The sequence below is a fragment of the Bacillus basilensis genome (assembly GCF_050630465.1).
Lineage (GTDB): Bacteria > Bacillota > Bacilli > Bacillales > Bacillaceae_G > Bacillus_A > Bacillus_A basilensis.
The window spans coordinates 269,627-283,691 of record NZ_JBNTQO010000004.1; the positions used below are offsets into that span (position 1 = coordinate 269,627).

General features: G+C 36.4%; 14 protein-coding genes. 6 read left to right on the forward strand and 8 right to left on the reverse strand.

Translation table 11 applies throughout. From position 1 onward, the window contains the following. Window positions 1-57: 57 nt before the first annotated feature. Window positions 58-543: a MarR family winged helix-turn-helix transcriptional regulator gene (locus tag ACQVV1_RS10740; RefSeq protein WP_309259813.1), complete on the reverse strand. Its 486-nt coding sequence runs from the start codon at window positions 541-543 to the stop codon at window positions 58-60. Window positions 544-824: 281 nt separating this feature from the next. Between ACQVV1_RS10740 and ACQVV1_RS10745 the strand changes: the two genes are divergently transcribed. From ACQVV1_RS10745 to ACQVV1_RS10755, 3 genes are all read left to right on the forward strand, one after another. After that, on the forward strand, window positions 825-1,190 hold the full coding sequence (locus tag ACQVV1_RS10745) for a DoxX family protein (protein ID WP_242255629.1): 366 nt from the start codon (window positions 825-827) through the stop codon (window positions 1,188-1,190). Between the two features lie 161 nt (window positions 1,191-1,351). Next, window positions 1,352-2,743: an MFS transporter gene (locus ACQVV1_RS10750; protein ID WP_242255627.1), complete on the forward strand. Its 1,392-nt coding sequence runs from the start codon at window positions 1,352-1,354 to the stop codon at window positions 2,741-2,743. 22 nt (window positions 2,744-2,765) lie between these two features. Then, complete coding sequence (locus tag ACQVV1_RS10755; RefSeq protein WP_431168854.1) at window positions 2,766-4,214, forward strand: MDR family MFS transporter; 1,449 nt, start codon at window positions 2,766-2,768, stop codon at window positions 4,212-4,214. 168 nt (window positions 4,215-4,382) lie between these two features. On the opposite strand, the gene ACQVV1_RS10760 is transcribed toward ACQVV1_RS10755, so the two are convergent. The 4 genes from ACQVV1_RS10760 to ACQVV1_RS10775 form a co-directional block, all read right to left on the reverse strand. Continuing rightward, a complete protein-coding gene (locus ACQVV1_RS10760) occupies window positions 4,383-4,946 on the reverse strand; it encodes a hypothetical protein (RefSeq protein ID WP_242255625.1) in 564 nt (187 codons plus the stop codon). An 85-nt stretch (window positions 4,947-5,031) separates the two neighbouring features. Further along, on the reverse strand, window positions 5,032-7,362 hold the full coding sequence (gene helD / locus ACQVV1_RS10765; RefSeq protein ID WP_242255623.1) for an RNA polymerase recycling motor HelD: 2,331 nt from the start codon (window positions 7,360-7,362) through the stop codon (window positions 5,032-5,034). A 408-nt stretch (window positions 7,363-7,770) separates the two neighbouring features. Continuing rightward, window positions 7,771-8,634 (reverse strand): peptidylprolyl isomerase PrsA, encoded by an 864-nt coding sequence (gene prsA, locus ACQVV1_RS10770; protein WP_242255621.1) that lies wholly within the window; start codon window positions 8,632-8,634, stop codon window positions 7,771-7,773. Between the two features lie 425 nt (window positions 8,635-9,059). Next, window positions 9,060-9,254, reverse strand: coding sequence for a hypothetical protein (locus ACQVV1_RS10775; protein ID WP_048656387.1), 195 nt, complete (start codon window positions 9,252-9,254; stop codon window positions 9,060-9,062). A gap of 118 nt (window positions 9,255-9,372) precedes the next feature. On the opposite strand from ACQVV1_RS10775, the gene ACQVV1_RS10780 reads away from it, so the two are divergent. Beyond that, the gene (locus tag ACQVV1_RS10780; RefSeq protein ID WP_000383651.1) at window positions 9,373-9,708 is read left to right on the forward strand and encodes a DUF1878 family protein; all 336 of its coding nucleotides are present in this window, start codon (window positions 9,373-9,375) and stop codon (window positions 9,706-9,708) included. Window positions 9,709-9,713: 5 nt separating this feature from the next. Here ACQVV1_RS10780 and ACQVV1_RS10785 read toward each other — a convergent pair whose 3' ends face one another. From ACQVV1_RS10785 to ACQVV1_RS10795, 3 genes are all read right to left on the reverse strand, one after another. Further along, window positions 9,714-10,271 carry an HTH-type transcriptional regulator Hpr gene (locus tag ACQVV1_RS10785; protein WP_000834918.1) on the reverse strand — a complete coding sequence of 186 codons (558 nt, stop codon included), beginning with the start codon at window positions 10,269-10,271 and terminating at the stop codon, window positions 9,714-9,716. Window positions 10,272-10,569: 298 nt separating this feature from the next. Next, entirely contained in the window at window positions 10,570-10,932 is a 363-nt protein-coding gene (locus ACQVV1_RS10790) for a YtxH domain-containing protein (protein ID WP_000030301.1), read from the reverse strand. Window positions 10,933-11,117: 185 nt separating this feature from the next. Then, window positions 11,118-11,552: an HIT family protein gene (locus tag ACQVV1_RS10795; protein ID WP_242255619.1), complete on the reverse strand. Its 435-nt coding sequence runs from the start codon at window positions 11,550-11,552 to the stop codon at window positions 11,118-11,120. Window positions 11,553-12,111: 559 nt separating this feature from the next. On the opposite strand from ACQVV1_RS10795, the gene ecsA reads away from it, so the two are divergent. Next, a complete protein-coding gene (ecsA, locus tag ACQVV1_RS10800) occupies window positions 12,112-12,855 on the forward strand; it encodes an ABC transporter ATP-binding protein EcsA (protein ID WP_088062328.1) in 744 nt (247 codons plus the stop codon). Continuing rightward, window positions 12,848-14,059, forward strand: a complete 1,212-nt coding sequence (gene ecsB / locus ACQVV1_RS10805) for an ABC transporter permease EcsB (protein ID WP_309259814.1) — start codon at window positions 12,848-12,850, stop codon at window positions 14,057-14,059. The genes ecsA and ecsB overlap by 8 nt, the downstream gene beginning before the upstream one ends. Window positions 14,060-14,065 lie beyond the last annotated feature (6 nt).

Genomic DNA, 14,065 nt, shown 5'->3' on the forward strand with positions numbered 1-14,065 from the left:
AAAACAAACCACCCATTCCCTATATTTTTTAGGGGATAGGTGGTTTTATTTGCACACTTAACAAGTTTTTCCGTTTTCAACTTCTCCGCATGAATCAGGAATTTTCTTATCTTTTATTAATTGTAATAGAAGTTCAAAAAACTGCTCACGCTGCTCTAATGTGAGGTTTTTCAGAATATCGTCTGCGACCTTGTCTTGGAAAGCGAGTGCCTGCTCCATATTGGAATGCGCGCGTTCAGTAAGTTGAATTAATGTAGCTCGGCGATCAGTTGGATCTGGTATACGAATTAGGAGCTTGTCTTGTTCGAGTGCATCGACAAAATCGGTAACTGTACGTGCTTTGACGCCTAATTTAGCAGCTAATGCGTTCATTCGAATGGGACCATTTTCAGAAACGGTAGATAGAACGCGTAGCCTTGGCCCTGTTAGATGATAAGGTGTGTCAAGGGCTGACAATTGAGATTGAAATTCTCTTTGAACATAGTTCGTTGATTGCATTAAAATATGGATGATATCTATTGCAGCTGGATTATTTAATTTCATGAATGGGATGACCTCCTCATTATTTTGTAGTTCATTTTTGCACGTTTCATAAATATATTGTATATTATTAGTGAGTATCCTCTCTATATTATAAACAATTAGTGAGTAAACTCATTATATTGTATACTCATAATGTGTAATAGCGGGATAATTACTATTATAACTGATGCGGGGGTCTATAGAAAACGATAATAGAGCGAGGTGTATGTATGTAAGGAATTTTAAATCGTTTCAACATTCAATAGCAATACCCTTAAAAAATATATAACGGAGGATTGTACATGACTATTGTAGCATTAGTACTTCAATGTTTATTAATTTTTGCATTCTTCTTTTCAAGTGTGAGTAAAATTGCGGGAGCAAAGATGCAAGTAGAGGCTTTCGCTCATTTAGGTTTACCTCAATGGTTTAGAATTGCGACAGGTTGGATCGCTTTGGCAGGCGTGGTTGGACTGATTTTTGGTTTCTGGAATGAGGTCGTATTAGTTTTAGCAGCATTATGGATTGCTTGTATTATGTTGGGAGCTGTATTGTCCCATATGCGTGTTAAAGATCCAATTGGAAAAATAATGCCGGCAGCCGTGCTTATGATTTTAGCGCTAATTCTTGCGTTCGTTCATTCTTCAGCAGTAACAGAACTTCTGTAAAGTAAATTGTAGATTAGTAGATTCGATTGAATAGAGGTAGAAACTGAGCACGTACGATAAAAATGATATCCTCATTATAATAAAATAGTGAGTATATTCATTATGTTGATACTCATTTAAATTTGTATAGATTATGGGAAAGAGAAAAGGAGGTCTACACGATGGTAGATAATTCATCACAAAATGCGGATAAATTGCTAGGAGTTTTAGTCGTTACGCTAATATTTTCGGTTATGAACGGTACGATGTTTAATGTAGCTCTTCCTGAAATAGGTAAAGAATTCAACCTTGTTCCTTCAGAGGTTAGCTGGATTATGACTAGTTATATGGTCGTTTACGCCGTTGGTTCTATCGTGATGGGAAAACTGGCGGATAAATATCGGCTAAAGGATTTGTTGACGTATGGATTACTTATTTTCGCTCTAGGTTCCTTGCTTGGTCTACTTGCTACTGAGTATTGGGTCATTATTTTGGGGCGTGTCATTCAAGCAGCGGGAGCTTCTGTTCTTCCAGCGACGGCGATGATCATTCCAGTCAGGTACTTTGCACCAGAGAAAAGGGGCCGTGCGCTTGGAACTTCAGCAGTAGGTTTGGCACTTGGTAATGCGCTAGGACCCGTTGCGGCAGGATTAATCACAAGCTTTGGAAGTTGGAGACTTATGTTTGTTCTTTCTTTACTACCGCTTCTAACGCTTCCTTTCTTTAGAAAGTATTTAGATGATGCAAAAGGGAAGGCGGGTAGTATTGATATTCTTGGCGGAGGACTATTAGCTGTATCGGTCACGTTCTTCTTGCTTGCCATTACGCAGATGCAAGTGCTGTTATTCCTTGGAGGATTTGTTATGTTAGCTTTCTTCATTTTGCGGATTAGAAAAGCTACAGAGCCCTTTATTAAACCAACTCTGTTTAAAAATAAGAATTTTTCGATTGGGTTACTCCTTGCTTTTATGACGACAGCGATGAGCTTTAGCATGACATTTATGACGCCGCAATTTCTATCAGCAGTAAATGGATTGACTCCTTCGAATATTGGTTTTGTTTTAGTTCCAGCAGCAATTGCCTCAGCAATTATGGGAAGAAAGGGAGGAAGGTTAGCTGATACTCGGGGCAATTTTGCACTCGTTTTTATTGCCTCAGTATTCATATTTCTTGCGTTCTCATTATTATCTACTTTCATCGGGGTCTCGGCTTTTGTCATTGCATTGATTTTAATTTTCGGGAATGTAGGACAAACTTTTATGCAGATTTCAATGTCTAATACGATTTCGCAAACACTGTCAAAGGAGGAGACAGGCGTAGGAATGGGATTATTGTCGATGATTAATTTCATATCTGGCGCGATGGCTATGAGTGTAGTAGGGAAATTGCTTGATAATGGTTCTACTTCGCTACAACTCAATCCTTTTGTTGCAAATCAAGCTGCAAATATGTATAGTAATATCTTCGGCGTGATGTCATTATTGATCCTACTTGTAGTTGTGCTGTATCGTTTTCAATTTGGTACGGGCGTTTCTACGTTAAATATGACTAGCAAAGGTAATAAAAGTTTATAAAAGAATACGAGGAGGTTTATGTATGAATGCTCAAACTGCATCTGTTTCTTCGCAGTCAACGGAGTTTGACAATGTGAAAAGACTCCCAATTTTAATATCGATGATCATTGGGGCGTTTTTTACCATTTTGAATGAAACATTATTGAACGTTGCTTTTCCACAATTGATGATTGAGTTGAATGTAACACCATCAACTCTTCAATGGCTTTCAACAGGGTACATGCTTGTAGTTGCTGTGCTAATTCCAGCTTCTGCTTTATTAGTACAATGGTTTACAACAAGACAAGTATTCATAGGTGCTATGGTAGTTTTTACTTTCGGTACACTTGTAAGTGCAATTGCGCCTGGATTTTCTATACTATTGATGGGGCGCTTGTTACAAGCAGCTGGTACGGGATTAATGATGCCCGTATTAATGAATACGATTCTTCTTCTATATCCTCCTGAAAAGAGAGGAGCGGCAATGGGGAGTATTGGGCTTGTAATCATGTTCGCTCCTGCCATTGGACCAACACTTTCAGGTATTATTTTGGAAACATTGAATTGGAGATGGCTATTTTATATCGTTCTTCCATTCGCAATTTTTTCTATTGTTTTTGCGTTTATTTATTTAAAAAATGTCTCAGAGCCTACTAAACCAAAGGTAGATGTATTATCTATTCTTTTATCTACAATTGGATTTGGCGGGATTGTTTATGGATTTAGTAGCTCGGGTGAAGGTTGGGATAGTTTCCAGGTGTATGGAATAATCCTAATTGGCCTTGTAGCAATTCTATTCTTCGTATTACGTCAATTAAAATTGAAAGAGCCATTACTAGACCTTAGTGCATTTAAGTATCCGATGTTTACGCTAACAACAATTTTATTGACGATCATGATGATGACGATGTTCTCGACAATGACGTTACTACCATTTCTATTCCAAGGTGCTTTAGGCTTAACTGTTTATGCAACTGGTCTTATTATGCTTCCAGGTAGCTTATTGAACGGTCTGCTTTCTCCAGTTTCAGGGAAGCTCTTTGATAAATTTGGTCCAAGAGCGCTTATTATTCCTGGTACGATATTATTAGCAGGTGTGATGTGGTTCTTTACACAAGTAACGGCAGATACGTCTAAAATAACTTTCATCCTATTACATGTCAGTATGATGGTATCTATTTCAATGATTATGATGCCGGCGCAAACGAACGGTTTGAACCAACTGCCGAAGCGATTTTATCCTCACGGAACAGCTATTTTGAATACTCTATCACAAGTAGCGGGTGCGGTAGGAGTTGCTTTCTTTATTAGTGTTATGACTTCCGGACAAAAGAAATATTTGGATGCATCTTCAAATCCAACTGACCCAGCTCAATTGACAGAAGCGATGGTTTCAGGCGTGCATAACGCATTTACGATTGGTTTTGGTTTAGCGCTACTTGCAGTCGTTGTAGCTTTATTTATTAAAAGTTCGCAGACCTCAGAAAATTAAGGGGCAAAGTAAAGAGGGTATGCTGAGAGCTACCCTCTTTATTACTTTGTTCTTACATATCAATTTGATTTCGGTTTCTTCTTATTAAAATAGTATTTGTCGGGTAGCGTAGCTTTTTAAATTTATAATGGAACAGCTCTAACTTAGTGATAAAGTTTCATTTTATGTTTAAATAAGTGAACTCGCTTTAATAGAAGTACATAATTCAGAACGAGAGATTGATTCAGCTAATTGTTGTAAATAAGCATATTCTGCCGCATTTTTTTCAGAAGTGTTAGGATCCAATAAAGGTGAAGAAAGAAGTACATCAATCGTAAGTATGTCTGCATCATGAGAAATGATGTTATAACCTGCAAATACAGGTCGTTTCAAGTCTTTTACTTTTTGAATCATCTGATGGAATTTTGTAACACTTATATTGATTTGTGCTAATGGAAAGCATTTTTGGGTGGGATTCTTGATGGTTTTTCTAATCTTATAATCATATACGTAATAATATTTCTCTTGCTGCTCAAGTGTTTGCAATTCTTTCGTTAATAAGTGGTATTTATCTGTAAGTCCAGTTGTGAGTGCGTTGTGTTCTTCGCCAACTAATAATGTGAAAGGTCTTGGTGATGAGATTGAAAGGGTGCGGACGTTTAGATCAGTAAAAGTGGGATTAGATTGTAAAAGGGTATGTAATTTTTCGGTAGGGAACTCACCGTTATAAATAGCAATGAAATAATGATTCATTTTTTCACTCCTTATTTTTTCTAAAATGATATATTCTACTTTAAAGGTGTAAATCCTGCATAAAAAAGAAACACCTTGATTCGTATCAAGGTGTAATAAGTTCAAAACTCTCCGAATCAGCCCCGAGCACAAAAGGACTAACATCGCCAACGCTATAAAGTTGTAATTCATGCATCGCGCGTGTACAAGCAGTGTAGAACAATCTACGAACGCTCTCATCGCTGTACACATCTTTAGAAGCATCGTAAATAATAACAGCATCAAATTCGATACCTTTCGCTAAGTAAGCAGGGATCACGACAATGCCTTGCTCATACTCGGCTGAGTTACTTTTCACGAGTTTAATATTCTCGATATGACGAAGTGCTTCGTAAGCAGCGGCGCTTTCAGCTGCGGATTTACATATAATTGCGATCGTGTTGTGATTTTGTTTTTGTAATTCAGCAACTTTGGCAGTAATATGCTCGTGCAGTTCGTTGTGATTAGATACTTTCGTCACTGTAGGTTTCTCACCGTCACGTTCAAATGCATGGATGTTCTTTCCTTCTGGTACGAGAGCACGTGTAAATTCAATAATTGGTTTTGTTGAGCGGTAGCTACGAGTTAAGTTAATACCGTTCGTTTCATCTGGTCCGTATAAGCTAGTAAGTGTATTGAAATTCACTGTTTCACTCGCGTGTGCAAATATCGCTTGGTTAAAGTCTCCGAGTACCGTCATTCTTGCGGCAGGGAAGAGGCGTTTTAGAAACTCGAACTGAAACGGAGAATAATCTTGTGCTTCGTCTACGAGTACGTGTTTAATCGATCTATTCGTTTGGAAGCCTTCAATTAATTCTTTTAAAAGTAAAAATGGAGTCGCATCTTCGTAATATAGCTTTCCTTCATCGAGCGTGTTTACTGTTAATGAGCAAATGTCATCCCATTCTTTCGGCTTTTCTCCAGTAACCCATGATGCATCTGTGAAAAGTTGTTTATATATGCCTGTGAAATTGATGAAACGCAATGTTTGAACACCTTTACGAAGTGGCTTCAATTTTTTACGGACAATCATACGTCCGAGTACTTTCGTTTCCTTCTCAAAATCATGAAAGGAGTTATCGTCAAACTCGCCTTTTTTCTGCAAGTATTTATAAGCCTTTTGATATTCATCTTTACTAAGTAGTTCAATTTCTTCTTCTACCCAAGGCTTTTTCAGTTCTGCTTTTTCAAGTGCATCTATTTGTTTATTTAGCCAATCCGTTAACTTCTCAATTCGACTATGGAAGCGGAGAGAGGAGTCGGTATTGTAAAATTGCTCTGTAATTTCTTTCGCAGAGACAATTAGCTTTCCTCTAAATTTCATTCCCCTAAATAGCATACCCGAAGATTCAAGAGATTGTCTGTACGTTCTAATCATCTCGAAAAATTGAGTAGATGCTTTAAATCGAATACTAGCATTTCTCGTTTTATAGATAGGGCTATTCGTTTCAGTTAGCATATATTCTAATTGCTCATAAGGATCTTCCACGTCAAATGACTTACTTAGTCTATGATTTAAATATTCCTGGAATGTAACTTGCTGCATATTTTCTTCACCGAGTTCAGGCAGTACGTTAGAAACGTAGCTGTTGAACATAGAGTTAGGGGAGAAGAGAATAATTTGATCCGCTTTTAACCATTCGCGATATTTATATAGTAAGTAGGCGATTCGTTGCAGGGCAGCTGACGTTTTACCACTACCAGCAGCTCCTTGCACGATAAGGAGTCGGCCTTCATCGTGACGAATAATTTCATTTTGCTCGCGCTGAATCGTAGCAACGATACTTTGCATATGTTTGTTTGTGCCTTTTCCGAGCGCTTGTTGAAGAATTTCATCGCCAATTGTAAGACTCGTATCGAACATAGAATCAATCTCGCCATTTTGAATAATGTATTGTAATTTTTTCTCTACATTACCGTGAATTACGCCTCCTGGTGTACTGTATTCAGCCGGTCCTGGTGGATAATCGTAGTAGACACTCGAAATGGGTGCGCGCCAGTCATATATAAGAAAGTTTTCTCCGCTTGCATCAGTAAGTGTAGCTACGCCGATATAAATTTGCTCTGCAGCAGATTCTCCTTCTTCTTTGAAATCAATTCGTCCGAAATAAGGTGCTTTATGCATGCGTCTTAATGCGGCAAGTCGATTAAAGGTGTGCTTATGGGTAATTTGTGTAACAGCTAGTGACTGAGCTTGTTGTCTTAAGTTGATAACTGTTTCAAGATAATCATCAAAAGTATCAGTATTCACTTTTACGTCATCCCAGAAATGTTTACGAATATTGATTACTTCTGCCCGGCGTCTGCCAGTTTCGTTTTCCAGTTTATCAATTTGCTGCGTAATCGTTTCGATTACGGTATCCAATCTTTTTTGCTCTAGATCAAGTTTTTTGTTCATACGGTAAGCACTCCTTTAAAAGTGAAAAATAGAGGTTGACTGAAGATGTGTTTTGGTGTACAATTAAGATACGGATAAATACGTTCTTTATATTTTTGGAAACGTGTTTCTGTACTAATTTAACATAGTTTTTTAATTTAATCAATGATAATAAGATAAACCTTGGTTCCATGTTACGTGGATCAAGGTTTTTTTGTTTTTGTCGGTAAGTCGATATATTTCGAAAATCGCTGATATAATTGGAGTTACGGTCGATATATTTTGAAAATCGCCGATATAATTTAGAGCTGAGGTTAATTTATTCAGAGGAGCAACTATATAATTTCATTTACTGAATCTAAACATAAATTAATAGGGGAGAAGAGGGGATAAAAAAAGATCGGGCCTAAGCCCGATCTTTTTATTTCGTTATTTCTTTTCTTCTTTTTTAGCGTCAGCTTTCTTCTCGTCGAAAAGATCTTTTAAATCTTTATCGTCAACTTTTACGTCAGCTTTTTTGATTTCTTTCATCATAAGATCGTTCATGAATTCGCCATCTTGTGATTTCTTCGCAACTAACTCTTTTTTCAAGTCAGCTTTTGATTGCTCGAATGATTTTTCTGGCTCTTTAATGTCTGTAACTTTAATGATGTGGTAACCGAATTGTGTTTTTACAGGTTCGCTTACTTCATCTTTTTTCAGTTTATAAGCAGCATCTTCGAATTCTTTAACCATTTTACCGTGTTCGAAGAATCCTAAGTCTCCACCTTTTTCTTTTGAACCAGTATCTTCAGAGTATTGTTTCGCTAACTCTTCGAAAGATTTACCTTGTCCAAGTTCTTCTTTAATCTTTTTCGCAGTCGCTTCATCTTTTACAAGAATGTGGCTTGCTTTAATTTGAGGCTTGTAGTTGTCTTTTAATTCTTTATCAGTGATTGTTTTCTCGATAGCTTTTTCTTGCGCTAATTGAGCCCGCACACCAGTTTTTAACGTTTCTTCTTTAATACCTTGTTGTTTTAATAGTGTATCGAATTGATCACCGTATTGTTTTTTCATTTCATCGTACTTTTTGTCTACTTCTTTGTCTTCGACTTTGTAGTTTTTAATAAGTACTTTTTCCATAACCATGTTGTTTAGTACTTGTTTACCAGCTTGTGTTTTCATTTGCTCGTAGAATTCGTCTTTTGTAATGTCACCAGCTTTAGATGTAACGATTTTGTCTGATGATGATGTTCCACAAGCTGATAGTGCGATTACACTTGTTGCGGCTAAGGCAAGCATAGCTTTCTTCATTCGATAAACACTCCTACTATTATGTATTTTTAATTTATCCTATACCAATGAATTTTAGTTCATCAGAGCCCGATTAAGTCTCACTGATACTTTTGCTTTTTATATTGGTAAAGCGCGCTTAACAGGGCTTACCGAGGCTTTAGGATAAAGTTAAGATGCGTGTCATTTATTTCATAGTATAAGCAATATGTACAGAATTTAATATATCATATTTCGACTAGATTTCATATTGATAAAGAAAAATTAACCATATCGTGTCAGATTTTGAAGGTGTGCCATATTGGGCGTATGCCGCATATACAGAATAGAGGAGGGGATGGGGATGAATTCTCAACTTATTTTATTACTTGTACTGTTTATTTTATTGGTTATAGTAGGTATAATTTGCTTATAGAGGAAAAAAGTGAGGAAGGGGCTTTCCTTCCTCACTTTCCATGAAATATAATTTCTATATAACTAGAAATTAATAAAATTGTTATACATACATTAATAACCCGAAAGACACCGGGTTGGCGGCTCGCAGTTATTTGTTTTCGTTCACACAGTGTATGTGTCATGAAATTCGTGTAAAATATAACAAGAAGTGCGAATGCGACAAAAACAACTGTTATAAGTGTCATGAGGCGAGACCTCCTTTTGGCTAAAATACATATACTTTATATATTGTATCATACGATATTTTGTTCGTGTTATAAAATTCAGAAATAGAAGACTTTGTGTTAGAAAGCGAGGGAGAAAATGGACGTTGTTAGAAGATTAGAACAAGCTGAATACTACGTAGACCTACTATTTAAAATGATTGATGAAGAAAAGTGTCCATTTTATTCTTTAATCATAAAGAAAAAAGCTCGTAAAAAAGATATTGAACGTATACTGAATCTTTGTGAAATACTGAACGAGCAATATGTAGTGGAGAAAGCAGAAGGGCTTCTTTTGTTCGATGCGCTGTTAGATCAATTTGAAAAAGCGCTTCCACATCAGCTCGAAGTACACGAAACTGCGGAAGCGCTAGCAAAACAAGGTTTATTTAAGCCGCTTATGAATGAATTCTTAAGCATGATTGCGAAAAAATAAATAGATTACTTCTTAACTAACTTCTGATCGGATTCTGTAAAGTTCTCTTCAATATCTTCTAATGATTTCTCAAAAATATCGATGAAGTCTTGTCCGTAAATATTACGCAAGATAGCAATCAGTTCGATATTTTCTGGGAACTTCCCATAAAAATTACGAAGTGCAAGAGCTCCATTAAACACTGAATTATTTTCAGGATCATACTCCTCCATTAAGCGAAGTAGTAACTCTTCCCCTTTGTCTGTAATCTCAATGTACGTATTTCGTTTGTCATCTTCTTTTTTTGAGAATACAAGATAGCCGCGTTCTTCCAGCTTTTTAGAGAAGTTAAACGCCGTTGATACGTGCATAACTCCAAACTTAGCAATCTCAGAAATAGAAGCCCCTTTTAAATGATAAGCGATTGTTAAAATATGATGCTCATTAATGTTTAAATCGTAAGGCTTAATCCACATCTGCCAATCTTTCTCTACACATTTCCATAACGCTTTCGATAATTGAGCAATGCGTTGGCTGAAAATCATCGCTTCTTTTACCGAGTAATCTTTTTCTCCACTTTTCATTTACTCACCCACTTTAACATTCTTTTTCATTACTATCTATTATGCCAGTAAAATAAAAATTAATAAAGTCTTTTTGTGAGAATTGTGAAAATTTTTTGGAAAAATGACATTCTATACAAATCATGCATAACTATGGAAGCGTTTTATGAGTCGTGAATACATGTGTTGTCCTTACATGTTAAGTGATAACATATATTGTAAATGCATAAAAACACGGCATATCTATGTGATATGCCGTGTTAAGGTCAATTTATATAAAAAATATTTGTTATATGCAAAAAACTAAGCAGGAATTTGTTTACGCTTTTTCCGGAACAGCTTCTTGTAGTTTCTCAATTGATTTTTGAATGTCCAAAATCTCTTGCTCAATATGTCGTTTGTTTTGAGAAATATCTTGCTTCCAGTTAGAAAGCGTATCGTGCATATCGTCTTTTAATTCTTGAAACACTTCTTTACCTTCTGAAGCAGTTTCAACGATTTGACGTTTTAATAATTTTGTATCAGCTGTAATATCAGCTAATGTCTTTTTAATATCATTTCCTTTTTCTTTTAACTTGCCGCGCATGTCTTTGCCAGAAGAAGGAGTAGAGAAAAGAACAGCTAATCCAGCAACTGCTCCGCCGCAAATGACACCTGTAATAAAGGATTTAGCTTTTGACATAAAAGGAGACCTCCTTATTTTTTGTTCGTATTCATGATGTGAAAAAATATGCATATCTTTAAGACAAGGGAAAGAAAAGTGTATTGTACATATTCCCTGGCATCTTGAATGGAGAAACAAGCCTTGCAATATTTAATCACTTTAGGAAAGTGGCTTGTTATGTATTACTTCTTATTATAGTGTCACTATTTCACACTATTTGCAATTTTACTTGCGATGTTTTGTAAATTTTCCATTGTGTATTCATTTTGATGTGATTTCCAAACAGCACCGAAACCATCGTTTTCACCGTAGCGTGGAATTAAATGAAGGTGGAAGTGGAATACAGTTTGTCCAGCTTTCTCGCCGTTGTTGTTAAGTAGGTTAAAACCAACTGGATTAAACTCTGCTTTAATCGCATTTGCGATTTTCGGAACGACAGAAAAAATGTGTGATGCGATTTCTGGCGTTAACGCAAATATGTCTTGTTTGTGAACTTTCGGAATAACAAGAGTATGTCCTTTTGTTACTTGACTAATATCTAAAAATGCAAGCACATGTTCATCTTCGTATACTTTTGAGCAAGGGATTTGCCCGTCAATGATTTTGCAAAAAATACAATTATCTGCTGTATGATTCATCGATCTCATCCTTTCAAATATCCTTAGCCGTATTTTACCATAATTACATAAGAGAACAAACACGAAAAACAGGAAGCTGACTCAGCTTCCTGTTTTCTGAAGAGGGATTGAAAAAGCATTATCGTAATTTACGTTTCGCAGACACCTCATTTATTTAAGAAATGCACGGTAAATCGGCTAAAGTTTCTGCCGTAGACACCCCATTTTCAAGTGAAATGAATTGCAATCTTTCATAAAAGGAAATTGTTTATTTTTTAAAACAGTATATGCTCTTTCGGAGACACCCCGTTTCGAAAATGAAACAAATGATCTGGTTATGTGTAAATTTCTTTGTCCAACATGGACACCCCATTTCATGATGACTTAACTATGTTGTTGTACTCATCAATTGGTGGTCGCTTTTTCAATGTGTTCCTTCTTCACTAATTATGATGTCCGCTTTCGTAAAAATATATGCTAACAAATTTAAATTTTTTTTAAGACATCGATACTATGTAGTACAGCGCCATTTTTGGTAAGATGAATATAGAATGAATACTAATGAAGAAAGTGGTGTCGTATGAGCGAGTTATTGCGTGTAGAAAATGTTACAGGAGGATATACGAAGCGACCTGTACTAAAAGATGTTTCGTTCTCTGTTAATAAAGGCGAACTTGTCGGCTTAATCGGTTTAAATGGAGCGGGTAAAAGTACGACGATTAAACATATTATCGGTTTAATGGAACCGAAAAAAGGAACTGTCACAATTAATGGGAAAACAATTCGTGATGATATGACAGCGTACCGTTCTAGCTTTTCGTTCATCCCAGAAACACCTGTATTATATGATGAGCTAACGCTAGAAGAACATTTGAAGCTAACAGCGATGGCGTACGGTGTCGATGAAAAACAATATGAAGAACGTGTAGGACAACTATTACAAGAATTTCGCATGAAAAATCGTTTGAAATGGTTTCCGTCTCATTTCTCAAAAGGGATGAAACAAAAAGTAATGATTATGAGTGCATTTTTAGTGGAACCATCTCTTTACATTGTGGACGAACCTTTCGTAGGGCTTGATCCGTTAGCGATTCAATCACTTCTTCAAATGATGGATCACATGAAAAAGAGCGGTGCAGGAATCTTAATGAGTACACACATTTTAGCGACAGCAGAGCGTTATTGTGATTCGTTCATTATTCTGCATCAAGGTGAAGTAAGAGCGAAGGGAACATTAGCTGAACTACAATCACAGTTTAATATGCCAGGTGCAACGTTAGATGATATTTATATTGCATTAACGAAGGAAGAAGATTATGAATAGCACAGCATTATGGAAAGAACGATTTCGTCACTTTCTAAAAGAAGTTCGTACATATAGTAAATACGTATTTAATGATCATTTGAAATTTATTTTTGTATTTATCATCGGCGCAGGAGCGTATTATTACCAGCAGTGGTTACAAACGCTAACACCGTCGTTTCCGACAGCACTCGTTATGGCAGTGTTGCTTGGACTCGTATTAACGGCCGGATCGATACAAACGTTATTAAAAGAAGCAGATCTCGTTTACTTACTGCCAGTGGAAGAAAAGTTAAAACCTTATTTCACAAAGGCATTTCTCTTTACGTTTATGATTCAGTTATACATAATCGCCATCGTAGCGGCAGCACTAGCCCCGTTATACTTTCAGCAAATGAAACAAACTGGAGCGGCGTACATATGGATTGTAATCGCGTTTGTCATTGTAAAAGCGTGGAATTTATTCGTGGCATGGGAAAAATCATTTTTAACAGACCAAAATATACAAAGAGCCGATTGGTTCATTCGTTTTATTTTAAACGGATTATTTGTTTACTTCCTTGTAGAACGTACTTCCATTATGTTTATTGGCGGAATCGTTCTGCTCATGGTGTTATACCTCGCTATCATGCATCAAATGGTGAAGGGAAAGCCGCTAAACTGGGAGTATTTAATTTCTGAAGAAGGTAAGAAGATGATGCTGCTGTACCGCATCGCGAATATGTTCGTTGATGTACCAGCATTAAAAGAGAGAGTATCCCGCAAGAAATGGCTTGATTTCATTCTTTCGATGATTGGCGAAAAGCGTACATATTTATACTTATATACGAGAACGTTTTTACGATCGGGTAACTATTTCGGCTTATATGTGCGCCTGCTCGCTCTTGGAGGAGTTATTCTGTACTTCATTCCGTTTTTATATGGACGATTTGTCGTAAGCCTTATTTTCTTATACTTAATCGGTTATCAGCTATTAACTTTATGGAAACATCACCGCATGAAGATTTGGCTTGATTTGTATCCGATAGGGGGAGAAGAGAAGAAGAAAGATTTTCTTACTTTATTAAATGCAATCCTTATTACAGGTAGTATTATCTTTACAATCATATTTGCACTTGCGACGAAAGATTTCATGATGACAGGAATTTTACTAGTCGTAAGCATAGTATTTAGTATCGGTTTCGTTTATCAATACGGGGCAAAACGTATTGAGCGTTTAAATTGAAGGGAA

Excerpts from the sequence above, each read along its gene's own strand:
- ACQVV1_RS10755 (WP_431168854.1), top strand. The coding sequence starts at position 2,766 with ATGAATGCTCAAACTGCATCTGTTTCTTCGCAGTCAACGGAGTTTGAC.
- ACQVV1_RS10775 (WP_048656387.1), bottom strand. The coding sequence starts at position 9,254 with ATGACACTTATAACAGTTGTTTTTGTCGCATTCGCACTTCTTGTTATA.
- ACQVV1_RS10750 (WP_242255627.1), top strand. The coding sequence starts at position 1,352 with ATGGTAGATAATTCATCACAAAATGCGGATAAATTGCTAGGAGTTTTA.
- ACQVV1_RS10785 (WP_000834918.1), bottom strand. The coding sequence starts at position 10,271 with ATGAAAAGTGGAGAAAAAGATTACTCGGTAAAAGAAGCGATGATTTTC.
- ACQVV1_RS10795 (WP_242255619.1), bottom strand. The coding sequence starts at position 11,552 with ATGAATCATACAGCAGATAATTGTATTTTTTGCAAAATCATTGACGGG.
- ACQVV1_RS10740 (WP_309259813.1), bottom strand. The coding sequence starts at position 543 with ATGAAATTAAATAATCCAGCTGCAATAGATATCATCCATATTTTAATG.
- ecsB (WP_309259814.1), top strand. The coding sequence starts at position 12,848 with ATGAATAGCACAGCATTATGGAAAGAACGATTTCGTCACTTTCTAAAA.
- ecsA (WP_088062328.1), top strand. The coding sequence starts at position 12,112 with ATGAGCGAGTTATTGCGTGTAGAAAATGTTACAGGAGGATATACGAAG.
- ACQVV1_RS10790 (WP_000030301.1), bottom strand. The coding sequence starts at position 10,932 with ATGTCAAAAGCTAAATCCTTTATTACAGGTGTCATTTGCGGCGGAGCA.
- ACQVV1_RS10780 (WP_000383651.1), top strand. The coding sequence starts at position 9,373 with ATGGACGTTGTTAGAAGATTAGAACAAGCTGAATACTACGTAGACCTA.
- prsA (WP_242255621.1), bottom strand. The coding sequence starts at position 8,634 with ATGAAGAAAGCTATGCTTGCCTTAGCCGCAACAAGTGTAATCGCACTA.
- ACQVV1_RS10760 (WP_242255625.1), bottom strand. The coding sequence starts at position 4,946 with ATGAATCATTATTTCATTGCTATTTATAACGGTGAGTTCCCTACCGAA.
- ACQVV1_RS10745 (WP_242255629.1), top strand. The coding sequence starts at position 825 with ATGACTATTGTAGCATTAGTACTTCAATGTTTATTAATTTTTGCATTC.
- helD (WP_242255623.1), bottom strand. The coding sequence starts at position 7,362 with ATGAACAAAAAACTTGATCTAGAGCAAAAAAGATTGGATACCGTAATC.